General features: G+C 71.2%; 22 protein-coding genes. 17 read left to right on the top strand and 5 right to left on the bottom strand.

All coding sequences use genetic code 11. The features are described 5' to 3' along the window. Positions 1-299 precede the first annotated feature (299 nt). The 3 genes from alc (at position 300) to H7X46_RS08035 (ending at position 3,802) form a co-directional block, all read left to right on the top strand. Complete coding sequence (alc, locus tag H7X46_RS08025) at positions 300-1,508, top strand: allantoicase (protein ID WP_186358801.1); 1,209 nt, start codon at positions 300-302, stop codon at positions 1,506-1,508. Positions 1,509-1,537: 29 nt separating this feature from the next. Next, positions 1,538-2,893 (top strand): C4-dicarboxylate transporter DctA, encoded by a 1,356-nt coding sequence (gene dctA / locus H7X46_RS08030; RefSeq protein WP_186358802.1) that lies wholly within the window; start codon positions 1,538-1,540, stop codon positions 2,891-2,893. A 231-nt stretch (positions 2,894-3,124) separates the two neighbouring features. Next, positions 3,125-3,802, top strand: a complete 678-nt coding sequence (locus tag H7X46_RS08035; protein WP_186358803.1) for a GntR family transcriptional regulator — start codon at positions 3,125-3,127, stop codon at positions 3,800-3,802. A 110-nt stretch (positions 3,803-3,912) separates the two neighbouring features. On the opposite strand, the gene H7X46_RS29485 is transcribed toward H7X46_RS08035, so the two are convergent. After that, positions 3,913-4,047 carry a hypothetical protein gene (locus H7X46_RS29485; RefSeq protein WP_255426988.1) on the bottom strand — a complete coding sequence of 45 codons (135 nt, stop codon included), beginning with the start codon at positions 4,045-4,047 and terminating at the stop codon, positions 3,913-3,915. Positions 4,048-4,881: 834 nt separating this feature from the next. Here H7X46_RS29485 and H7X46_RS08040 point away from each other — a divergent pair. The 3 genes from H7X46_RS08040 to H7X46_RS08045 all read left to right on the top strand — a co-directional run bounded on the left by H7X46_RS08040 (position 4,882) and on the right by H7X46_RS08045 (position 7,506). Then, entirely contained in the window at positions 4,882-6,549 is a 1,668-nt protein-coding gene (locus H7X46_RS08040; RefSeq protein WP_186358804.1) for a sodium:solute symporter family protein, read from the top strand. Positions 6,550-6,593: 44 nt separating this feature from the next. Further along, positions 6,594-6,725 (top strand): putative transporter small subunit, encoded by a 132-nt coding sequence (locus H7X46_RS29045; protein ID WP_222131235.1) that lies wholly within the window; start codon positions 6,594-6,596, stop codon positions 6,723-6,725. A 163-nt stretch (positions 6,726-6,888) separates the two neighbouring features. Further along, positions 6,889-7,506 (top strand): sigma-70 family RNA polymerase sigma factor, encoded by a 618-nt coding sequence (locus H7X46_RS08045; protein WP_186358805.1) that lies wholly within the window; start codon positions 6,889-6,891, stop codon positions 7,504-7,506. A gap of 49 nt (positions 7,507-7,555) precedes the next feature. Here the strand turns inward: H7X46_RS08045 and H7X46_RS08050 are convergent, their stop codons facing one another. Continuing rightward, on the bottom strand, positions 7,556-8,017 hold the full coding sequence (locus tag H7X46_RS08050) for an ArsI/CadI family heavy metal resistance metalloenzyme (RefSeq protein WP_186358806.1): 462 nt from the start codon (positions 8,015-8,017) through the stop codon (positions 7,556-7,558). 149 nt (positions 8,018-8,166) lie between these two features. Between H7X46_RS08050 and H7X46_RS08055 the strand changes: the two genes are divergently transcribed. From H7X46_RS08055 to H7X46_RS08075, 5 genes are all read left to right on the top strand, one after another. Next, the gene (locus tag H7X46_RS08055; protein ID WP_186358807.1) at positions 8,167-9,012 is read left to right on the top strand and encodes a class I SAM-dependent methyltransferase; all 846 of its coding nucleotides are present in this window, start codon (positions 8,167-8,169) and stop codon (positions 9,010-9,012) included. Positions 9,013-9,015: 3 nt separating this feature from the next. Continuing rightward, positions 9,016-9,741, top strand: coding sequence for an AzlC family ABC transporter permease (locus H7X46_RS08060; protein ID WP_186358808.1), 726 nt, complete (start codon positions 9,016-9,018; stop codon positions 9,739-9,741). Further along, complete coding sequence (locus H7X46_RS08065; protein ID WP_186358809.1) at positions 9,734-10,051, top strand: AzlD domain-containing protein; 318 nt, start codon at positions 9,734-9,736, stop codon at positions 10,049-10,051. The genes H7X46_RS08060 and H7X46_RS08065 overlap by 8 nt, the downstream gene beginning before the upstream one ends. Positions 10,052-10,115: 64 nt before the next feature. Beyond that, entirely contained in the window at positions 10,116-10,856 is a 741-nt protein-coding gene (locus H7X46_RS08070) for a PIG-L deacetylase family protein (RefSeq protein ID WP_186358810.1), read from the top strand. Positions 10,857-10,872: 16 nt separating this feature from the next. After that, positions 10,873-11,439: a GNAT family N-acetyltransferase gene (locus H7X46_RS08075; protein ID WP_186358811.1), complete on the top strand. Its 567-nt coding sequence runs from the start codon at positions 10,873-10,875 to the stop codon at positions 11,437-11,439. Positions 11,440-11,574: 135 nt separating this feature from the next. Here H7X46_RS08075 and H7X46_RS08080 read toward each other — a convergent pair whose 3' ends face one another. Then, positions 11,575-12,714: a restriction endonuclease gene (locus tag H7X46_RS08080; RefSeq protein WP_370588655.1), complete on the bottom strand. Its 1,140-nt coding sequence runs from the start codon at positions 12,712-12,714 to the stop codon at positions 11,575-11,577. 179 nt (positions 12,715-12,893) lie between these two features. Between H7X46_RS08080 and H7X46_RS08085 the strand changes: the two genes are divergently transcribed. The 3 genes from H7X46_RS08085 (at position 12,894) to H7X46_RS08095 (ending at position 15,341) form a co-directional block, all read left to right on the top strand. After that, positions 12,894-13,682, top strand: coding sequence for an isocitrate lyase/phosphoenolpyruvate mutase family protein (locus H7X46_RS08085; protein WP_186358812.1), 789 nt, complete (start codon positions 12,894-12,896; stop codon positions 13,680-13,682). A gap of 86 nt (positions 13,683-13,768) precedes the next feature. After that, complete coding sequence (locus H7X46_RS08090; RefSeq protein WP_186358813.1) at positions 13,769-14,872, top strand: DUF2235 domain-containing protein; 1,104 nt, start codon at positions 13,769-13,771, stop codon at positions 14,870-14,872. A gap of 76 nt (positions 14,873-14,948) precedes the next feature. After that, the gene (locus H7X46_RS08095) at positions 14,949-15,341 is read left to right on the top strand and encodes a J domain-containing protein (RefSeq protein ID WP_186358814.1); all 393 of its coding nucleotides are present in this window, start codon (positions 14,949-14,951) and stop codon (positions 15,339-15,341) included. Between the two features lie 89 nt (positions 15,342-15,430). Here H7X46_RS08095 and H7X46_RS08100 read toward each other — a convergent pair whose 3' ends face one another. Both H7X46_RS08100 and H7X46_RS08105 read right to left on the bottom strand, forming a co-directional pair. Then, complete coding sequence (locus H7X46_RS08100) at positions 15,431-16,786, bottom strand: MFS transporter (RefSeq protein ID WP_186358815.1); 1,356 nt, start codon at positions 16,784-16,786, stop codon at positions 15,431-15,433. Between the two features lie 118 nt (positions 16,787-16,904). After that, a complete protein-coding gene (locus H7X46_RS08105; RefSeq protein WP_186358816.1) occupies positions 16,905-17,522 on the bottom strand; it encodes a TetR/AcrR family transcriptional regulator in 618 nt (205 codons plus the stop codon). Positions 17,523-17,681: 159 nt separating this feature from the next. On the opposite strand from H7X46_RS08105, the gene H7X46_RS08110 reads away from it, so the two are divergent. From H7X46_RS08110 to H7X46_RS08120, 3 genes are read left to right on the top strand one after another with little or no spacing between them, the layout of a single operon-like run. Beyond that, positions 17,682-18,578: a hotdog domain-containing protein gene (locus H7X46_RS08110; protein WP_186358817.1), complete on the top strand. Its 897-nt coding sequence runs from the start codon at positions 17,682-17,684 to the stop codon at positions 18,576-18,578. Next, positions 18,575-19,396, top strand: coding sequence for an alpha/beta fold hydrolase (locus H7X46_RS08115; protein ID WP_186358818.1), 822 nt, complete (start codon positions 18,575-18,577; stop codon positions 19,394-19,396). The genes H7X46_RS08110 and H7X46_RS08115 overlap by 4 nt, the downstream gene beginning before the upstream one ends. After that, positions 19,393-21,030 carry an AMP-binding protein gene (locus H7X46_RS08120; protein WP_186358819.1) on the top strand — a complete coding sequence of 546 codons (1,638 nt, stop codon included), beginning with the start codon at positions 19,393-19,395 and terminating at the stop codon, positions 21,028-21,030. The genes H7X46_RS08115 and H7X46_RS08120 overlap by 4 nt, the downstream gene beginning before the upstream one ends. The last annotated feature ends 2 nt before the right edge of the window (positions 21,031-21,032 follow it).

Below are 21,032 nucleotides of genomic sequence, written 5' to 3' on the forward strand. Positions count from 1 at the left end.
GGTGCGGAGGCGTCCTGCACCGAGGCCAGCCACAGCGCGCCTTCCCCGATGACCAGCCGCGTGAGACCGGCGCCCCAGTCGTTCCGGCGACGGTGACCCGCCGGGCTGACGACCAGATCACCACGAGATCCGTTGCGGTTGCAGGCAACCAGTGTATACACGCCGCCCGTTGACGAGTCGGACAATACTCGGCGACTATCCGTGTCATCTGCGCAGCCGAGTTGCATACCCGGTCCGCAGTGACACTCGCCGCTTCACATGTGCACCGGTGCACATCCACTCGGAATGAGGGCCAGAGCATGACCGACTTCACCGACCTCGTCGACATGGCGTCACGCAAAATCGGCGGCCGGGTGGTGTCCACGAACGACGAGTTCTTCGTCGAGAAGGAAAACCTCATCAAACCGGAGGCTCCGGTCTCGTGCAAGGGAATTTCCGGGAATCGAGGCGGTGTCTACGACGGGTGGGAGACGCGCCGTCGCCGGCAGCCGGGACACGACTGGGTCATCGTGCGTCTCGGGGCGCCCGGAGTCATCGACGGGGTCGTGGTCGACACCGCGTTCTTCCGGGGGAACTACCCTGACCGGATCTCGATCGACGCCTACGGCTTCGAGGACGGTGTCTCCGACGAGGAAGTCAACGATCCGGCCGTCGACTGGGTCCGCATCGTCCCCGAGACGAGCTGTCAGGGAGACACCGAGAACCAGTTCGGAGTCACCGACGACCGCCGATACACGCACGTAAGGCTCAATATTCACCCGGACGGCGGTGTCGCCCGACTCCGGGTGTACGGACACGTGATTCCGGACCCCCGCCATCTCGACCGCATCTCGTCCGATCTGGCGGCCGTGGAGAACGGTGCCGTCGTCGTCGACGCCAGCGACAAGTTCTTCAACCCTGCCGACAACGTGATCATGCCGGGGACGGCGCGCACCACGAAGGACGGCTGGGAGACCAAGCGCCGGCGTGACGACGGGCACGACTGGCTGGTGGTGCAGCTGGCTGCGCCGGGACACATCCGGCAGGCCATCGTCGACACGTCCCGCTACATCGGCAACGCTCCCGACCGCTGCTCCCTGCAGGGGTGTGACGCGACCCGCGACGATGTCGACGACCCGACCGCATGGTGGGAGTTGTTGCCCGCCACCGCAGTGCAGCCGGACACCATCCACCGGATTCCGGTCCGGGGACCGGATCGTCAGGTCACGCACGTGCGACTCAACATCCTCCCCGACGGTGGCCTCGCCCGGCTCCGGCTGGTCGGCTACGCCACCGACACCGGACGAGCCCACCTCGGTACCCGGTGGTTCGACCATCTGCCCGAGCATCAGGCGACGCGGGTCCTCACCGATCTGGGGCTCACCGAGGGTCACGCAGGGACGCTCGTCGCCGCGCGCCCGTCCGGTGACACCGGCGCGGTGCTGTCCGCGCTGGACGAGATGGCCCCCGAGCTCGACGATGCGCTGGTGACCGCGATCCGAGAGCTGCTGCTCGGCCCCCGTACGTGAAGCCCGGTCGGCGAAGGAGGTCAGAGACGATGTCCATTCCCGAAGGCTCCACGGGCCGAAAGAAGCAGCCCTTCTATCGGTCGCTCTTCTTCCAGGTAATAGCAGGGTTGATCCTCGGCCTCGTGGTCGGGTTCCTCTGGCCGGCGTTCGGTTCGGCACTCAAGCCACTCGGCGACGGATTCATCAACCTCATCAAGATGATCGTCGCGCCGCTGGTCTTCTGCGTCGTCGTCACCGGAATCGCCGGAACCAGTGACATGGCGGCATTGCGGAGGATCGGGGTGAAGGCCCTGATCTACTTCGAGGTCGTCACGACGATCGCGCTCGTCCTCGGCCTCGTCATCGCCGAGGTCTTTGCGCCCGGTCGGGGCATGCACATCGACCCGCGCACCCTCGACGCCGGTGCCGTCGAGGAGAAGACCGGCGGCGCGGAGCTGAGCGCGGGGCAGTTCATCCTCGACATCATCCCGGTGAGCGTCGTGGACTCGTTCGCGCAGAACAACCTCCTGCAGGTGCTGCTGTTCTCGTTGATCAGTGGTGTCGCCCTGGTGGCGCTCGGCGACCGTGGCAAGCCGTTCATGACTCTCCTGCAGAGTTTCCAGGAACTGATCTTCCAGATCGTCGGCTATGTGATGAAATTGGCGCCCCTCGCGACGTTCGGGGTGGCCGCGTTCACCGTCGGCGAGTACGGCGTGGACTCGCTGCTCGGCTTCGGGAAGATGATCGGGACGTTCTATGTCGCGGTTGCCGCATTCCTGGTGTTCCTGGCCGTGCTGGTGCGACTCACGGTCGGTGTCGGCCTGTTTCGCGTGGTCAACTACGTGCGCGAGGAAGTCGCCCTCGCCGCGTTCACCGGTTCGTCGGAAGCGGTCCTTCCCCAGCTGACGGAGAAGTTGGAGCGGGCGGGCTGTTCCCGATCGGTCGTCGGGATCGTCCTGCCCGCAGGTTACTCGTTCAACCTGGACGGGGCCTCGCTCTTTCTCACCGCATCGGTGGTGTTCCTGGCCCAGGCTCTCGATGTCGACCTGACACTCACCCAGCAGGTGACCATCATTCTGGTCGCCATCGTCACGTCGAAGGGAATGGCGGGTGTGGCCGGCTCGGCCTTTGTCGCGCTGACCGCGACACTGGGCGTGGTCGGCGGAATTCCGGCGGCCGCGGCGGCGCTGATCCTCGGACCCGACCGGATCATCGGCAAGGGTCGCACCGCGACGAACACCATCGGGTACGTGATCGCGACGCTGGTGATCGCGCGATGGGAAAAGCAGCTGGATCGGGAGCAGCTCCGGAAGGCCCTCAGCCGTCGTCCGCAACCGGAACAGGCAGTCCAGCCCGATAGCGGTACTCCTGCAACCGCTGACGTGGCGAGCTCGTCCGATCGATGATTCTGTATCGGGCCACCCGGCACGCCACCTGCCGGGTGGCCCGTGGACGAGACCGAACGCCGGACGCAACGGCAGGTCGCGCCGGCGTCGGTCCTGATCGGGCTACGCAAGTGGTGAACACAGGTCGGCTCCTCCAGTGCCGCAGCGCTACGCTTGCTCCCCGAGTGAAGTACGGCATAGAATTGCCCGATTCGGATGCGACTGCAGCGATGCAACGTCCAGGAGGCACTGGTGGGAGCCGATCGGTTCACTATGCCGGCGCCGCCGGACAAGGCCACCGCGTTGCGCGATTGGGTGCGGTCCGAGATTCGCGCACGGATTTCCGACGGGCGGCTCCAGCCCGGGGAGCGAGTGCTGGAGCGAGAAGTCTGCGAAGGCCTCATGGTCTCGCGTGTTCCGGTACGGGAAGCGATCAGGTTGCTGGAGGCGGACGGGTACCTGCGCGTCGTCCCTAATCGAGGTGTCGTTGTCAACGAACTCACCCCCGACGAGATCGAGCAGATCTTCGACGTCCGCGAGGCGCTCGAAACGCTGGCGGCACGCCTTGCCGCGCGACATTCGGACCAGGGTGACATCGAGAACATGACGCTCTTGCTCGTCGAATGCCGTCAGGCCATCGACGCGGGCGACCTGGCGCTCGTGGGGCGGCTCAACGCGGAGTTTCATTTCGCGCTGCGTTCGGCCGCGCGAAACAAGTTCATCATTGATCGTGAGGAACCACTCATCGGTCGCCTGCACTGGGTGTTCCAGCGCAGCCCCGATCCGGAACGGGTCTGGCGCGGGCACCGTTCGTTGCTCGACGCCGTCATCGCGGGGGACGAGGAAGCCGCGGCGGCTGCGGCTGTCCTGGACAACGAGCACAACCGACAGATCGCTCTCACCAGGGTGCGGGCAGAACCGCGAGCGTAACCGCTGGATTCGCCGGCCTACGCTTCCTTGTTCTCATCGACTGGCGCCGACGGCCGGACTGCCGCGGCGAGAGGGAGAGACCGGCCGTGGCGTTGTCGGCGCCCGGCTGTTCAGCGCTTGCCGCGGAACCGCGACAGCATCTGCTGGGCCTTGGCCCGGTTGCGCGGGTCGCTCGCCATCCGCTTGGCCTGCTCGGTGTACTTGCGTCCCTGCGGGCTCTTCAGGAACGCCTGGATTCGCTGCACGATGCCTGCCATCTCGACCTCCACCTGACCGGGCGCCGCCGCGGATCGGGACGTCCGACACCCGAGTGTGCCTGACCGGGCAGTGGAGTGCGCGAGCCGGCACCGTCCCGCACAGCGGGTGCACCGTGTGGTGTCGTCCGCCGGCCCTCCTCATGGCCCGGGCCGGCGGGGTGCTGATCCGGCGGCCACGCCGAGACAGCGGTCGACATCACCCGGCTGGCCGGCCTGCGGTCCGGTCGGCTGGCGCAGGTTAACGACGTCCGCCTGTAGTGGACAACGTGCGTTCAGGTCTGGACGGCGATTGGCCGCACGGTGAGCGGGTGGAACGGCCACACGAGCCGTCCGGCGTCGTGACCAGGGAGGCACTGTCGCGGCCGGCAAGATTCATCCTCTGTTCGACGCGCTCGCGGTGGTCACCGCACGGAAGTCGGCTGTAAAGGGTTGTCATCTGTGGGTGAACACGGTCTACTCACAAGGCGTATCGGATGTGGCCGCGCTCACGCACGGCATCGATGCCCACGCCCTTCGGAGGTCCAGAGATGTCGACCGGCGAGGCCCTCAGCTCGACGACCCCGGCTGCGACGCCGTCATCCACGAGCCCGAAACGACCTCGACGAGGACCAGGCCGGCCCGGTCGTTTCCAGCCGTGTCGGTCTGCGGTGCGGGTCAGGGGAGGTGGCCTCGCGGTCACGTCAGGGAGCTCGGCGCTGCTCCGGCGTGGCCACGGAACGTCGTGTTGACGACGACGTCCCGATGGCGGGCGGATCGATGCCGGCGACCGACAGCCGCATCGACCGTCCTGTCGGAGTTCGGCATCGACAGCGGGGATGACGCATGGACTTGGTGAGGTTCAACGGGCCGACCACGATCGTGATTCTGGTCGGGTTCTTCGGCGCGATGCTGTATGTCGTCCGGAAGATCGCCAAGAAGCAGGAAGATGCCGATGCCTACATGACGGCCGGCAACCGTGTCGGGTTCGGGATCTCGGCGGGCAGCATGACCGCGACCTGGATCTGGGCGTCGTCGATGTACGCATCGGCGACCTCGGGATATCTCTACGGGGTGTCCGGCCCGATCCACTACGGGTTGTGGGGTGCCCTGATGATCCTCTTCATCTACCCCTTCGGACGCAGGATCCGAGCGGTGGCACCGAAGGCGCACACGCTGGCCGAGGTGATGTATGCCCGGCACGGGCGTTCGAGCCAGCTGATGCTCGCGGCCTCCAACGTGGTCGGAAGCGTGATCAGCCTGACGTCGAACCTGATCGCCGGAGGTGTGCTGATCGGCCTGCTGACCCCGCTCGGGTTCACCCAGGGCGTCGTTTCGATCGCAATCGGGTTGCTCGTCTACACGGTGTGGTCCGGCTTCCGTGCCTCGGTGCTGACCGACTTCATCCAGGTCGTCGCAATGCTCGGGGTGGTGATCGTGCTCATCCCGGCGGTCTTCTACCTCGCCGGCTTCCCGGACGCGTTCTCGTCCGGCGCAGGCAACGTGAGCCCGGAGCAGAGCAACTTCTTCTCCAGCGAGGCGTTCCTGCAGCAGGGCGCGCCCTACATTGCGGCGGTGCTCGCCTACGCGATCGGTAACCAGACGATCGCGCAACGCCTCTTCGCGGTCCGCGAGGACCTCATCCGGAGGACGTTCGTGACGGCCACGCTCGGCTACGGCGGGACGGTGATCGGGATGGGCATGTTCGGGGTGATGGCGCTGTACCTGGGCATGGAGCCGCTGGACGGCGACCCGAACAACATCATCCCCCAGCTGGCGGCGACCTACCTGCCGGTCGGGCTCCTGGTCGGATTCTTCGTCCTGATCATCGGGTCGCTGTGCTCCACCGGGGATTCGGACCTGTCGGCGCTTTCCTCGATCGCGATGGCCGACATCTACGGGCAGAACATCGCGGGGAAGGACAAGGCGAATCCCCGTGTGATGCTGCTGATCGGGCGGCTGACGATGGTGGCGGCGACCGCGGTGGCGCTGGTGTTCGCCAGCATGCAGCTCGACATCCTGGACATGCTGGTCTTCGTCGGTGCGCTCTGGGGTGCGCTGGTGTTCCCGGTGATCGCCAGCTTCTACTGGGGGAAGGTGACGAACGCGGCCTTCACGACTGCTGTGCTCGTGGCCCTGGTGTTGTTCATCCCGATCCGCTTCCAACTCGTCGACCTCGGCGGTGGGCTCTGGCTCGCGGTCGACGTTCTCGCCATCGTCGGAGTGGGGGTCGTCGCGGGGCTGATGGCGTTCGGCTTCTTCGGGCTGCGGGCCGGCAAGGTCGTCGGGACCGCGGCGGCGCTCGTGGTCACGCCGTTCGCGTTCGGCGCCGTGCACGAGTACCACGTCCTGTCGGCGTCACTGATCGCCTATGCGGTGAGCACCGTCGTGTGTTTCCTGATGTCGGTCAGGTCCGGCCAGTCGTTCGACTTCGCGGTCATCAAGCGCGTGACCGGAAACTTCGACGAGAAGGAGGCGCTGAAGCCTCGCGAGGACCCCCTGCCCGATCCCTGACCACCCGGACCCGGACGCGGTCCGAGGGAGAAACGGAGCACCGAATGGACGTCATCTGGCTGAGTGGCTACGTGCTGGTCTGGCCGGCGCTGGTCGCAGGCATCCTGTTCGTCATCTCCCGGGCCTTCATCACCGAATGGCGAGAAGCGCGCCGCGAAGGGCGAGACATCATCTGACACGGAGGTGCGGCGGCCCCGGGCCCCGGGTGCGGGCCGGGAGCCGATCGACGGCCACATCCTGGCGCCGGGGATCGGGCCACGCGCTCGGCGTTGCGTCCCCGCCGGGCTACCGTCGTCAGTACGGCGGGGCGCCTGCGGTGGGCGCCGGGGCGGTGACGACATGGACACGACCGCGACGACGACCGCGTCCTCGGACGCGGGGGAGCGGCTGACCGAGCAGGCCTGGCGGGATGTGATCGCGCAGCTGCGCGCCTTCGTCCGGCGGCGCATCGCCGACCCGGACCGCGCCGACGACCTGGTCGGGGAGATCCTGCTGCGGGTCCACCAGGGTATCGGCACGGTCGACGACCGCGAGCGGCTCGCGCACTGGGTGTTCCGGGTGGCCCGCAACGCGGTCATCGACGAGTACCGCCGCGGCGGGCGCGACCGCGAACGCCTGGTGCCGGAGCAGGTCGAGGCGACCGACGACGGCCCCGTGCCCGGGGACGAGGACCCGGACGCGGCGCTGGGGGAGCTGTCGCACTGCCTGCGCCCGCTGCTCGTGGGGCTGCCGCCGGACCAGCGGCGGGCGGTGGAGCTGATCGATCTCGATGGGTGGCCGCAGGCCCGCGCGGCGCGCAGCGAGGGTGTCTCGCTGTCCGGGATGAAGTCCCGCGTGCAGCGCGGCCGGCGCCGGCTCGCAGACCTGCTCGGGCAGTGTTGCGCGCTCACCCTGGACGCCCGCGGCGTGCCCATGGACTACGCGCCGTCGCGGCCCTGCGACTGCGGGAACTCCTGAGCGCGTCGGGGCGGCGGCCGGCCACCGGCCGGCCGCCGCCCGCGTCCGGTCAGCCGCAGCAGGTGCTGTCGGCGGTGTCCCGGGCGGCACAGCTCACCGCGCACACGGACGTGCTCGCGCCGTCCGGGTTCGACGGGTCGTCGTCGGTGACGGCGTAGTACTCCCACCAACCGTGCGGGACGTCCGGCGCGGCGACGAACACCTTGTCCTGCACCGCGTGGCAGCACACGTCCTGCTCGGCGACGGTCGTGTCCAACCCGGCGGCGGTGAACCGGGCGAGCGCGGCGGTGACGTCGCCGGCGGTGGGGGCCTCGACACCGAGGTGGTTGAGCCGCTCGGGCGCACCGGGGTTCTCGATGAGCACGAGCTTGAGCGGCGGGTCGGTGACGACGAAGTTGGCGTACCCGGCGCGCACCTTGTGCGGTGGCACGCCGAACAGCCGGGTGTAGAAGGCGGTCGCCTCGCCGATGTCGTCGACGTTGAGCGCGAGCTGGATCCGCGTGCCGGTCATGGTCGGAACTCCTTGGTCGAGAGGGCTTGCCGAACGCCCCTCATGACGCGTGCGCGGCCGGCAGGACGCATCCCGCCCGGGTGCTGCGTCCCGTCGACGCGGACGTCGTCAGTCACGGGGTCATCGGCACACGACCCTGGGAGGACCAGATGACGACCACGACCCCCGAGCAGGACGCCGACCGGGCCCTGAAGGCGAAGCACCGGGCGCTGTGGGCGGCGGGCGACTACCCGCGGATCGCGACCGAGCTGATCCCGCAGTTCGGCCCGCTGCTCGTTGACGCAGCCGGTGTCCGTCCGGGGCAGCGGGTGCTCGACGTCGCTGCCGGCACGGGCAACGCCGCCGTCCCGGCCGCGGAGCGCGGCGCCGTGGTGACGGCGTCGGACCTGACCCCCGAGCTGTTCGAGGCCGGCCGCCGGACCGCCGGCGAGCGCGGTGTCGACCTGGAGTGGGTGGAGGCCGACGCCGAGGCGCTGCCGTTCCCCGACGACGCGTACGACGTCGTGCTGTCCAGTGTGGGCGCGATGTTCGCGCCGCGGCACCAGGTCGTCGCCGACGAGCTCGTGCGGGTCACGGCGCCGGGCGGCACGATCGCGATGATCAACTGGACGCCGGACGGCTTCATCGGGCAGCTGTTCCGCACGATGGCGCCGTACGCGCCGCCGCCCCCGCCCGGCGCGAGCCCGCCGCCGCTGTGGGGCGACGAGGGACACGTGCGGGAGCTGTTCGGCGACCGCGTCACCGACCTGCGGGCCCGGCGCGCCCGGATCGTCATGCAGCACGACGGGGACCCGGCCGGGTTCCGCGACTACTGGAAGCAGCACTACGGCCCGACGATCGCGGTGTACCGGTTCAACGCCGACCGGCCGGACCGGGTGGCCGACCTCGACCGCGACTTCCTGGCGTTCCTCACCGACCGGAACCGCGGCACCACCGGCCGCGCGACGTACGACGCCGAGTACCTGGTCGTCACCGCGCGCAAGCGGGAGGGGTGACCGATGTCCCGGCTGCCCGCCTCGGCACCGGCGGCGTCGGTCGAGTGGCCCGCGGCGCGCGCGGGCAGCCGGGACGCCGTCGCGGTGATCGTCGCGTACACGCCGTTCGGGATGGCGCTCGGCGCCACCCTGGCGGCGGGCGGCGTGGACCCGCTCGTCGCATGGGCGTCGTCGCCGCTGCTGTTCGGCGGCGCCGCCCAGCTGCTCGCCGTGCAGATGCTCGGCTCCGGGGCGAGTGCCCCGGTCGTCGTCGCGGCCGCGCTCGTGGTCAACGCCCGGATGCTGCTGTACAGCGCCTCGCTGGCCCCGCACGCCCGTGACTGGCCCGCGCGGTGGCGCTGGCCGGCCGCCTACCTGCTGGCCGACCCGGTGTACGCCCTGGCGATCGCCCGGTTCGGCCGTCCCGACGGCGGCGGGGGACCGCGCGCCCGGCTGGCCTACTACCTGGGGGTCGGGCTGACCTTGTGGCCCGCCTGGCAGCTGATCACCGCCGCCGGGACCGTGCTGGCCGGCGCGCTGCCCGCCGCCGTCCCGCTCGAGCTCGCCGGGCCGCTGACGTTCCTGCTCCTGCTGCTGCCCATGCTCGCGAGCCGGGCGGCCTACGGCGCCGCGGCCGTCGGCGCGGGCGTCGCCGTCGCGGCCTCCGGCCTCCCGCTGGGGCTCGGCGTGCTGGCCGGAGCCGCGGCGGGGACGGCCGCCGGCGCGATGCTGGAGGCCCACGATGCGTGAGCTGCTCGTCCTCGTCGCGATCGGGCTCGGCACCTACGCGTTGCGCGCGGCGTTCCTGGTGACCTCCCGGGCCGCACCGCCGGCGCCGGCCCGGCTGCTGCCGCACGTCGGGCCGGCGGTGCTCGCCGCGATCACGCTGCCCGCCCTGCTGGCCCCGCGCGGCGTCGTCGGCGGCGCGGAGAGCCTGCCCGCACTCGTCGCCGCGGCCCTCACCTGGCTGCTGTGGCGTCGCACCGCCCGGCTGCCGGTCGCGCTCTTCGGCGGGCTCGGAGCCTGGTGGCTCGCCGTCGCCGCCGTCGCCGCGTTCTGACCCCGGGTGCATCCCCGAACCCGCCCCGTCGTCAGACAGGGCCCGTGACTACCAGGAGGATCCGATGAACCCGCACCTCGACCCGATGCCCGACGACTGGGACCGCGCACTGGCCGTCGTCGCCCATCCCGACGATCTCGAGTACGGCGCCGCGAGCGCGGTCGCGCGCTGGACCCGCGCCGGCAAGACCGTCGCCTACGTCATCGTCACCGACGGCGAGGCCGGAATCGACGGGATCGCCCCGGGCGACGCCGCGGTCCTGCGGCAGAAGGAGCAGCTCGCGAGCGCCGCGATCGTCGGCGTCTCGGACGTGACCTTCCTGCACCACCCCGACGGGGTCGTGCGGTACGGCCCCGAGCTGCGCCGCGACATCGCCCGCCACGTCCGCCGGACCCGCCCCGACATCGTGCTCAGCACGACCAGCGAGCTGACCTTCCGCATGGGCGGGCGGCGGCTCCTCAACCAGGCCGACCACCGCACCGTCGGCGTCGCCGCGCTCGACGCCGCCCGCGATGCCGGCAATCGGTGGATCTTCCCGGAGCTGCTCGACGACGGTCTCGACGCGTGGGCAGGCACTGCCGACGCCTACCTGTTCGGGTCCGGCTCACCGAGCCACGGCGTCGACGTCGGTGACGGCCTCGCGGCCGGTGTCGAGTCGCTCCGCGCGCACCGCGCCTACCTCGACGGCCTCGGCCGCGACTTCGACCCCGACCAGTTCCTGCGCCACGTCACCGCCGCCGCCGGCGAGCGGCTCGGCGTCCCGCACGCCGTCGCGTTCGAGCGCATCGGCCTGCACGGCATCTGAGAACCCGGAGGACCCGATGCACCGACCCACCAGGAGCGCGCCCGCCGACACCGCCCGGATCGCCCTGCGCGACCTGCGGCCCGACGAGGCCGGCCTGCTCGACACGCTCATGGCCGGGCTGTCGCCCCGCAGCCGCTACCTGCGGTTCCACACCCCGACGCCCGCGCTCAGCACCCGGATGCGCCGTGCCCTGCTCGACGTCGACGGCCACGACCGCGTCGCACTGGTCGCCGAGACCGACGCCGGCACCCCGGTCGGGATCGCCCGTGCCATCCGCGACCACCGGCACCCGGACGAGGCCGAGATCGCCGTCGCGGTCGTCGACGCCTGGCACCGGCGCGGCGTCGGCCGGCGGCTCCTCACCGCCCTCGCCGAGCGGGCCCGCGCCGGAGGCGTGCGCCGGCTGACCGCCCGCGTCCTGCCGGAGAACGCCGCCGCGCTCGGGCTCGTCCGCGACCTGTTCCCGGTCACGGTCACCCGCCGGGACGACGACGCGCTCGTCCTCACCGCCGTGCTCGACACCGGGCGGCCCGACGACTGGACGATCACGATGGACGACATCCTCGCCGACCTCGCGGCATGAACCTGGCGATCGTCAGTGTCGTTCAGGCGGAGCGGATCGGATTCGGTGTCCATCCCGACCGAGCAGAACGGGTGCGCCACCGCCACCGACCACCCCCTTCGGTGTCACCTTGCTGCGGATTCGGTCAACCCCAGGTCATCCGGCCGTGCTCTCGCGGCCCAGGTATGTCGCAACGGACTTTCTCAGGGTGTCGGCGTGGGTGTAGATGTCCTGAGCCGAGTCGATCGCATGCCGGGTCTCGGTCTTGTTCTCGTCGAACACGCCGAGGTACTTCTGGGTGCGGTTGAACCAGAGCCGGGCGATCGGCTTGCGGTTGTTGTCATCGAGCAGGATGCCGAAGTAGGTCTGGGTGTCGCGGGCAGCGACCCGGTCGACCGAGACCTCGCTGCACACGATCGCCCGCACGATCTGGAAACCCTCGATCTCGTCGTCGGTGGTGACGACAACTCTGGTCGGCTTCGGCCCCTCGGCATCGTCGGGTTCGTCCTCGACAGCGGCGGCGATGGTGGTGGTGCGCTCCGGTACGGGCGCTGTGGATGTCGCAGTGACGGTGTCGGCTCCGTTGCCGAGCGCCGTCTTCAGGCGCTCGTTGACCTGCTCGTTCAGGAACTGGGTCGCGGCCTTCGGGACAAGGACCTCGAACTGCTCGCGGACCTTGGAAGTCACGTTCTTCTCATAGACCCGGGAGGCGAAGAACTTGATCCACTCAAGGCTGGGGTTGCGGAACTCGGCGGCCAGGGCGCGTTTGATCTGGCCGATGTACTTGAGCTCGCCGGCGGCGTTGATGACCGAGTCGAGGTCGAACGACTCCTTGGTCAGCTTCGCGAGCTCGGGGAGCAGGGTCGTGTCGACGGCGGCGAGATCGAGGACGAGGAAGGGCTTCTCGTCCATCTTGTTGGGTGCGTCGAGGTCGGTATAGAACTCGAAGCACTCGCCATTGGTCAGGACTGCGACGCGGGCGTTGGTGACCGCGAAGTAGCGGAACAGCTGCGAGGAGTGCTCGATCCTGAGCGGCTCGGCGACCTTCTTGGCCTCCACCAGGATCTGGACCTGGCCACCGTGCACCAGGGCGTAGTCGATCTTTTCCCCCTTCTTCACGCCGACGTCGGCGGTGAACTCCGGGATGACCTCCGAGGGATTGAAGACGTCGTAGCCCAGCACGGAGCCGATGAACGGCATCACGAACGCGTTCTTGGTCGCCTCCTCGGTCTCGATGGCGGCCTTCTGCTGACGGACCTTGTTCGCCAGGTCGTAGACGCGATCGTTGATGCTCACCGGGTCTCCCTCCATCCGCGCGAGGCCCCGACGGTGAGGGCCTGTCGCAGAGTGGTCGGTCACACGGGCAGTATGTGTTACGTCACTGTCCGTTCATCACCAAGACTGGTGAGGGTGATCGGTCGGTGGCCGCGGAACTCAGGGGACGGCACGGCGGGCAGCCCCGTAACGTCCCGCCCATGTCGAAGATCGCCGAGACCTTCCGGGCCCTGCACGTGCCGGGGCGCCCGCTGCTCATGCCCAACCCGTGGGATGCCGGATCGGCCCGCCTACTCACCTCCCTCGGCTTCGGGGCACTCGCGACCACCAGCGGCGGGCACGCGGGCACCCTGGGCCGCCTCGACGGCCAGGTCGCCCGTGACGAGGCGCTCGCGCACGCCGCCGAGCTCGTCGCGGCCGTCGACGTGCCGGTCTCGGCGGACCTGGAGAACGGCTTCGGTCCCGATCTCGACGCCGTGCGCCGCACCGTGCAGGGGGCGGCCGGTGTGGGACTCGCGGGCTGCTCGATCGAGGACTTCGACCCCGAGGCGGGCCTCTACCCGATCGACGTCGCCGCGGAGCGCGTCGCGGCCGCGGTGGGCGAGGCCGACGGCATGGTGATCACCGCGCGAGCGGAGAACCACCTCCGCGGCCACCCCGACCTGGACGACACCATCGCCCGCCTGCGCGCCTACGCCGATGCGGGCGCCGACGTCGTCTACGCGCCGGGGCTGGCCGAGCTCGCCGACATCGAACGGGTCGTCGGATCGGTCGATCGCCCGGTGAACGTCCTGGTGCACGCGGCGGCCCCCACGGTCGCCGAGCTGGCGTCGGTGGGTGTGGCGCGGATCTCGGTGGGCAGCGCGTTCTTCCACGTGGCGATGGGTGCGCTGGCCCGGGCGGGGCATGAGCTGCTGGAGGAGGGCACCTACGGCTACTCGGGCGTGGCGGCCGACGGCCGTCGCGAGTCGACCGCCGCGTTCTCGTGAACCTCGCCGGGCCGGGGAGCGGGTAACGATCGCCCCCTCCGCGCGAGCACCCCGGTGTCCGCCCCTCCGGGACCTGGTGGTCGATCATGCAGCTCGCAGTGTTCATGGACGGTACGTGGAACGACCCGGCCGACGACACCAACGTCGACCAGCTCGCCGGCCGGATGCCCGAGGTCGAGCGGGGACCCGGCGGCCGAGGACAGCGGACGCACTACATCAAAGGGGTCGGGAACGGCCCCTGGGACCGGCTGCGCGGCGGCATCCTCGGCCGCGGTGTCGACGACAACATCCGTGAGGGCTACGCGTTCATCGTCGACAACCACCGGCCCGGTGACCAGATCTTCCTCGTCGGGTACAGCCGCGGAGCGTTCACGGCGCGCAGCCTGGCCGGGATGATCACGAAGTGCGGGCTGATCCCGCCGGACGTTCTCGGCGCGGACGCCGTGTTCGAGCGGTATCGCGACCGCGCCCGGCCGGGCCTGCGGGAGATGCAGCACGACGAGGACGATCCCGGCCGGCGCACGGACCAGGACCGGACGGTGCTGGCGCACGCGCGGCTCGAGCGCATCCGCTTCATCGGCGTCTTCGACACCGTCGGCAGCCTCGGCATCCCGGGCGACATCGGGAAGGTCTTCGCCCGCAGGTACCAGTTCCACAACACCGCCCTGAGCGGATACGTCGACATCGCCCGGCACGCGGTCGCCATCGACGAGAACCGTCCCGAGTTCGAGCCGACGCTCTGGACCGCCGTCCCGATCCCGATTCCGGGTCACCACACCTCGATCGAGCAGCGGTGGTTCGTCGGCGCCCACTCCGACGTCGGCGGCGGTGGGGAGCGAGCCCGGGAGCGTGCCCCGCTGTCGGCGCTGGCCCGCGAGTGGATCGCGGACGAGGCCCGGACGGCCGGTCTGCACGTCGAGGCGCCTCGGGCACCGCTCACCGGTGACGAGTGGAGGTCGCCGTACCGGGGCTCGTTCGCGACGTGGCTGCGTGCCCTCACCTGGCTCGCGCCGTGGCGCAGGCCGTACCTGCGTCCGGTGCACACCTCCGAGGGAGAGAAGCTCGCCCCGTCGGTGCTGCAGCGGTGGAACGGCGATCCCGCGTACCGGCCGCGGAACCCCAACCTCGCCCCGTGGGTGAAACGGCTGTCGACGGGCGGGGGAGCCCGGCCGCCCGGCGGACACGTGTGAGTGACGCGGGATCGGGGTAGAAACGGGGTCAGCAACTGACTGCTGCGTGCCGGCGGCGCGGAGCGCGGAGGCGCAGATGGCTGATCGGGAACCGGACCTCTACGAGGTGCTCGGTGTTCGCCCGGACGCGGACGCCGACGAGCTCAGCCGCGCCTACCGCCGCCGGCTGCGCCAGCTGCATCCCGACACGCGAGCTGGCCAGGGGGCGGGCCCCGCCGCGGACGACCGGGACGGGCTCGCCCGGGTCCTCGACGCCTACGAGGTCCTGCGGGACCCGCAGCGCCGCGCCGACTACGACGCCGAACGTGCCGCCCGGGCCCGCCGCAGCCCACCGCCACGCGATCCCCGGTACCGGTACCGGGCCGACGGGACACCCGTCCCGGGCTACCGGCCGCCGGCCCGCTCCCGGCGGGTGGTGGTCGACCTCGGGTTCGTGCGCCTGAGGATCGATCTCGGCGACCTGCCTTAGGCAACGCACTCGCCGGCGCCCCTCGGCAACGTCCCGACCTCGCAACCGTGGCGATCGACCTGCCGATCAGCGTGGTGGGCGGGCCCGGATCAGTCGCCGGAGGGTGTCCGCTCCGTGGCGACCGGCCCGGACGACGTCTCGTAGAGGTCGCGCCGGAACCGCTCGCGGATCGTCACGACCGAGATGAAGGTGAGCACGGCGCACGCCACGATGTAGGCCGACACCGACCACGAACCACCGGTCGCGGCGAGCAGCGCGGTCATGACGAACGGGGCGAGGCCGCCCGCGAAGACCGAAGCGAACTGGTAGCCGAGCGAGGCACCCGAGAAGCGGACGTCGGCCGGGAACATCTCGGCGTACAGCGTCGCCTGCGGGCCGTACATCGTCGCGTGGATGGTGAACGCGACCAGCAGGCCGAGGAACACCAGCGGGACCGAGCCCGAGTCGACCAGCCAGAACAGCGGGAACGCGAAGAGTCCCATCAGGACGGTGCCGATGAGGTACAGCTTCTTGCGGGAGCCCATGCGGTCGGTGAGCGCGCCGAAGAACGGCATGCTGACGACCTGGGTGAGGCCGGCGATCATCACGCACCAGAGGATCGCGGTGCGTGACATCCCGACGCTGGTCGTCGCGTAGCTGAGGATGCCGCTGATCAGGATGTAGAAAGTTGCGTTCACGACGAAGAACGCACCGGCCGCCTGCAGGATCTCCCGACCGTGCCGGCGGACGGCCTCGACCAGCGGCGCCTTGCGCAGTCCGGCCTCGCGCTTCGATGCGGCGGACTGCTGTTGCATCTGCCGGAACACCGGGGTGTCCTCGATCTTCAGCTGCACGTAGGCGCCGATCGCGACCAGCACGAGCCCGGACAGGAACGGGATACGCCAGCCCCACGCGGCGAACTGTGCGTCGGTGAGCGTGGAGGAGAGTACGAGGAAGAACAGGTTGCCGGCGACGGCGCCGACGATCGCTCCGGTCTGGACCAGGCTGCCGAAGAAGCCGCGCCGCTCGACCGGCGCGTGCTCGGTCAGCAGCAGCGCCGCACCGCCCCACTGGGCGCCGACCCCGAGACCCTGCACGAGCCGGGCCACCACCAGCAGCACCGGTGCCCAGATGCCGATCGAACCGTAGCCGGGCAGCACGCCGATCGCGAACGTCGCCACCCCCATGAGCAGCATCGACGCGACCAGGGGCGGCTTGCGGCCGAAGCGGTCACCGACGTGGCCGGCGATGACGCCGCCGAGCGGCCGGGCGACGAACCCGACCGCGAACGTCGCGAACGAGGCCAGCGTCCCGGCCACCGGGCTCACCGAGGGGAAGAACAGCGGCCCGAACACCAGCGCGGCGGCCGTGGCGTAGATCAGGAAGTCGAACCACTCGAGTGCGGTCGCGAACACGGCGGCCGTGGCGAGCCTGCCCATCCTCGCCGGTGGTGCGTGCTGGTCCATGCGGAGCCCACCTCCAGGCCGCTGCGGTGCGGCCGTGCAGCGCCGGCCACGAGCGGCTCGGCAAAGGTACGAACGATCGTTCAGGAACGTAGCGAGCGACCTCCGCCGGGGCAAGGGGTCAGCGTGGGAGTGGACCCTCCAGGAGGGCCAGCGCGAACCGCGCGTACTGCTCGGCGAGCTGCCCGCGGCTGAGTGGTCCGTCCGGCCGGTACCAGGCCGCGATCGCGCCGACGGCACTCAGGATGGCGCGGGCGGCGTCGTCGGCGTAGGGCGTGCGGAAGGTCCCGTCGCCCGCGCCCTGGGTGATGATCCGTTCGAAGACGGCCTGGGTGGCGTCCCGGTCGACGACGAGCGCGGCCCGGTCCACCGGGTCGAGGTAGCGCACCTCGTTGGTGGACACCAGCATCGCGACCTGGTGGTCGACCACGAAACCCACGTACGACCGGACGGCCTCGCGCAGCCGGGACGGCGGGTCGTCCCCGGCATGGTCGACCGCCTCGGCCACCCGCCGCTGCAGTTCGTCGTTGGCGTGCCGCAGCACCGACGCGAGCAGCTTCGACTTCGAGGGGAAGTAGTTGTAGAGGTTCGAGAGGCTGGTGCTCGCACCCTTCGCGACGTCGCGCATGGAGGCGCCGTTGAATCCCTTGGTCCCGAATGCGTGCAGTGCGGCGTTGAGGATCGCCGCCTCGTTCCCGCGGCCGGTGTCGGCGACCAAGGCCGCAGAACGGGTGTTCATGTGAGCCAGGGTAGCCCACCGGAGGTTGCGCCCCGGTGCGGCTTGACCCCGCTGTGAGGCCCGGTCTAGCGTGATTCGTAAGAACGTTCGTTCGTGTTCGCGTCGGCGACACGACGGGACGGCGCCGCCCGTGACGGCCGGGGCCGGAGAGGACGATCCATGACGAACGGCACCACCGTCGGTGCGCCCGCGCCACCGGAGTCCCCGCCCCGGACCGGGCACTGGTTCGAGGACTTCGCGGTCGGGCAGGTCTTCACCGGCCCGCCGCGCACGTTCGGCCCCGACGTCGTCGCGGCGTTCGCCGAGATCAGCGGCGACCGGGCTGCCCTGCACACCGAGCACGGCCACACCCCGGACGGGCGGCCGCTGGTCCACGGCCCGCTCGGCGAGGCCGGCTTCTTCGGCTGGCACCACGAGCTCGGCCTCTCCGAGCACGTCGAGGCCGCCCTCGACACGCGCTGGGAGTACCTCGCCCCGATCCACGTCGGGGACACCGTCACCTACGAGATGACCGTGGTGCGGGCCCGGCGCACCTCGGCGCTGCGCAACGGCGTGGTCGGCCGGTCCGTCGTCGTGCGCAACCAGGACGGCGCCGTCGTCCAGCGGGGGCGCACGTCCGCTCTGGTCACCGCGCGCGCCGCCGTCGACGACCACGCCGACCGGGTCGGCCGGGCGTTCGCGACCACCGGGTGGGCACGCGCACTCGGGGATCGGCTGGACGCGTCGGGCCCGTTCACCCGGGCCACCGCGACGTGGGACGGCACGATCGGGCTGCGGATCGGCGACGACGTGGTGCAGTTCCGCGTCTACCGTGGCCGGGTGCTCGAGTGCGGGCGCCGCACCCCGCACGGCCCCACGTTCGTCCTCGGTGCCTCCGACCTGACGTGGGTGCAGCTGTTGACCGGCCCGGTGAACGACTTCACCGCGCGGACCATGCGGGACGAGTTCACCACCGACGGTGACGCCTACGAGTACCTCCGGATGACCGCCGCCCTCGTCGCACTGGTCGACGAGGCCCGGGCTCTCGCCGGGGCCTGCGGGAAGGACGACCGATGAGGGCCGACTACGTCGAGGTGGGCGGCACGCGCACGTTCGTGCTCTCCGAGGGGGAGGGGCCGGGCGTGGTGTGCCTGCACACCGCGGGCCAGAACGGGGTCCAGTGGCGCGACACCCAGTCCGCGCTGGCCGCCCGCGGCTACCGGGTGGTCGTCCCCGACCTGCCCGGACACGGCCGGTCGGAGCCTGCGTCGGGCGGGCCGGTCCGCGATCTCGCGGACTACGCGTCCTGGTGCGAGGAGCTGGTCGGCGCGCTCGGGATGGAGCGGCCGTTCGTGGTCGGCTGCTCGATCGGCGGCGCGATCGCCCTGCAGCTGGCGGTGCGCTGCGGCGACCGGCTCGCAGGGGCGGTCGCGATGGCCGCGCACGGCGGGACCGACACGCCGGGCCTGAGCGTGCGGGGCCTGGAGCGCGAGCTCAGCGACACCGCCGCACCGAGCCGCTCGGACCGCACCTACTTCGGCACGCTCGCCGTGGTGGGCAGCGGGGTGCCGGCCGCGCGTGCCGAGCTGATCGCGCGCATGCACCGCCGGGAGGACCCCGAGATCTCCACCAGCGACCTCATCGGCTGGGCGACCCACGACGTCCGGGACGGGCTCGGCGGGGTCGCCTGCCCGGTCCGGCTCGTGGTCGGATCGGACGACCTGTGGGTGGACCCGGCCGACGCCCGCCGTGCCGCCGACGCGATCCCCGACGCCCGGTACACGCTGCTCGACGGCATCGGGCACTACCCGATGGAGGAGCTCGACGACTTCGCCGCGATCCTCGACGGCTGGCTGCGCGAGCTGGCCGCCCGGCCGGCGGGGGTGACCGCATGAGCCGCGAGACCCTGACCGGACTGCTCACCGACACCGTCGCCGGCGCACCCGGCTCGGTCGTGGTCGTCGACGGTGGCCCCGAGCCGCGCCGGGTGACCCGCGACGAGCTGTGGCGGCGCACCGTCGCCCTGCGGGACGACCTGCGCGGTCGCGGGGTCGGGGAGGGCGACTGCGTCGGGGTGTGGCTGCCGAACTGGTCCGACGCCGTCGTCGCCCAGTTCGCGGCCGCCGCGCTCGGGGCGCACGTCATCGGCATCAACACCCGCTACGGTGTCGCCGACGTCGTCCACGTCCTGCGGCACGCCCGCCCGGCGGTCGTGCTCGTCGCGCACGGGTTCCTAAGCCTCGACCTCGCCGCGACGCTGCACGCCGCTGTCTCCGAGGCCGGGGTCGCGGCACCGTCGGTCGGGGTCGTCACCGGTCCCGGAGCCGCCCCGGCGACCGACACCGACGCGGCCGGCTACGACGTGGGCGCCGGCGCGTGGGTGCCGGCACCGCCCGCGTCCGGTGCCCTGGACCTGACGGCGCTGTCGGGCGCACCGGACGCGCTCGCCGTGGCGTTCACGACGTCCGGCTCGACCGGGATGCCCAAGCTCGCCGCCCACCTCGGCAGCGCGGTCGCCGCGCACGCCCGCCACGTCGCCGCGGCCGGCCGCTGGGACGCCGGTTCGGTCAGCCTGGTCGTGCTCCCGCTGTCCGGCGTGTTCGGCTACGTCCCGGCGATGACGGCGATCGCGGCCGGTGGCGCGGCGCTGCTGGAGCCGGTGTTCGACACCGGGCTCGTGTTGGCGCACATGGCCGAGTTCGCCGTGACCCACCTGGCCTGCGCCGACGACGTCGCCGGCCGGCTGATGGCGCAGTGGCGCGATGGCCCGGTCGATCTCGATGCATGGCGCATGCTGCTGATCGGCGACTTCTACGGCAACTCGATGCAGGTGTCGGCGTGGGCGGAGGACGAGACCGGCACCCCGGCGCTGGGTATCTACGGCTCGAGCGAGGTGTTCGCGCTGACCTCGTTCTGGCGCGAGCACGACCCGGTCCCGGCCCGGCGGCGCGCCGGCGGGCGGCCGGTCTCCGCCGGGATCGAGGTGCGGGCCGCCGACCCGGTCACCGGCGGGCCCTCGCCGGACGGCGAGCCGGGCGAGCTGCAGTTCCGGGGTTACCACGTCGTCGACGCCTACCTCGGCGACGACGGGTCGATCCGGGCGCGCTCGTTCACCGACGACGGCTGGTTCCGCTCCGGCGACCTCGGGTCGGTGCACCCGGACGGCTCATTCGACTACCTGTGCCGGATGGGGGACTCGCTGCGCCTGCGGGGGTTCCTGGTCGAGCCCGCGGAGATCGAGACGCGGCTGGCGGAGCACCCCGCGGTGGCCCGCACCAAGGTCGTCGGCGTCACCGCCGACGGCGACACCCGGGCGGTCGCGTTCGTGGAAGCGGTGCCCGGGAGCGACCCGGACCCGGCCGCGCTGCGGGACTGGTGCGCGTCGGCGCTGGCCCGGTTCAAGGTCCCCGACTCGGTGCACGTGATCGACGAGATGCCGACGACGGTCGGCACGAACGGTTCGAAGATCCGGGCGGACGCGCTGCGCGAGCTCGCCCGGCAGTTGACGACCCGGGAGGCCCGGCCGTGAAC

The organism is Pseudonocardia sp. C8 (genome assembly GCF_014267175.1).
Taxonomy (GTDB): Bacteria; Actinomycetota; Actinomycetes; order Mycobacteriales; family Pseudonocardiaceae; genus Pseudonocardia.

Bases quoted from the DNA above. Each gene is read 5' to 3' on its own strand.
- H7X46_RS08085 (WP_186358812.1), top strand. From the start codon at position 12,894: ATGTCGAAGATCGCCGAGACCTTCCGGGCCCTGCACGTGCCGGGGCGC.
- H7X46_RS08045 (WP_186358805.1), top strand. From the start codon at position 6,889: ATGGACACGACCGCGACGACGACCGCGTCCTCGGACGCGGGGGAGCGG.
- H7X46_RS08075 (WP_186358811.1), top strand. From the start codon at position 10,873: ATGCACCGACCCACCAGGAGCGCGCCCGCCGACACCGCCCGGATCGCC.
- H7X46_RS08100 (WP_186358815.1), bottom strand. From the start codon at position 16,786: ATGGACCAGCACGCACCACCGGCGAGGATGGGCAGGCTCGCCACGGCC.
- H7X46_RS29045 (WP_222131235.1), top strand. From the start codon at position 6,594: ATGGACGTCATCTGGCTGAGTGGCTACGTGCTGGTCTGGCCGGCGCTG.
- H7X46_RS08040 (WP_186358804.1), top strand. From the start codon at position 4,882: ATGGACTTGGTGAGGTTCAACGGGCCGACCACGATCGTGATTCTGGTC.
- H7X46_RS08050 (WP_186358806.1), bottom strand. From the start codon at position 8,017: ATGACCGGCACGCGGATCCAGCTCGCGCTCAACGTCGACGACATCGGC.
- H7X46_RS08060 (WP_186358808.1), top strand. From the start codon at position 9,016: ATGTCCCGGCTGCCCGCCTCGGCACCGGCGGCGTCGGTCGAGTGGCCC.
- H7X46_RS08090 (WP_186358813.1), top strand. From the start codon at position 13,769: ATGCAGCTCGCAGTGTTCATGGACGGTACGTGGAACGACCCGGCCGAC.
- H7X46_RS08120 (WP_186358819.1), top strand. From the start codon at position 19,393: ATGAGCCGCGAGACCCTGACCGGACTGCTCACCGACACCGTCGCCGGC.
- H7X46_RS08070 (WP_186358810.1), top strand. From the start codon at position 10,116: ATGAACCCGCACCTCGACCCGATGCCCGACGACTGGGACCGCGCACTG.
- H7X46_RS08065 (WP_186358809.1), top strand. From the start codon at position 9,734: ATGCGTGAGCTGCTCGTCCTCGTCGCGATCGGGCTCGGCACCTACGCG.
- H7X46_RS08115 (WP_186358818.1), top strand. From the start codon at position 18,575: ATGAGGGCCGACTACGTCGAGGTGGGCGGCACGCGCACGTTCGTGCTC.
- H7X46_RS08105 (WP_186358816.1), bottom strand. From the start codon at position 17,522: ATGAACACCCGTTCTGCGGCCTTGGTCGCCGACACCGGCCGCGGGAAC.
- H7X46_RS08055 (WP_186358807.1), top strand. From the start codon at position 8,167: ATGACGACCACGACCCCCGAGCAGGACGCCGACCGGGCCCTGAAGGCG.
- dctA (WP_186358802.1), top strand. From the start codon at position 1,538: ATGTCCATTCCCGAAGGCTCCACGGGCCGAAAGAAGCAGCCCTTCTAT.
- H7X46_RS08095 (WP_186358814.1), top strand. From the start codon at position 14,949: ATGGCTGATCGGGAACCGGACCTCTACGAGGTGCTCGGTGTTCGCCCG.
- H7X46_RS08110 (WP_186358817.1), top strand. From the start codon at position 17,682: ATGACGAACGGCACCACCGTCGGTGCGCCCGCGCCACCGGAGTCCCCG.
- alc (WP_186358801.1), top strand. From the start codon at position 300: ATGACCGACTTCACCGACCTCGTCGACATGGCGTCACGCAAAATCGGC.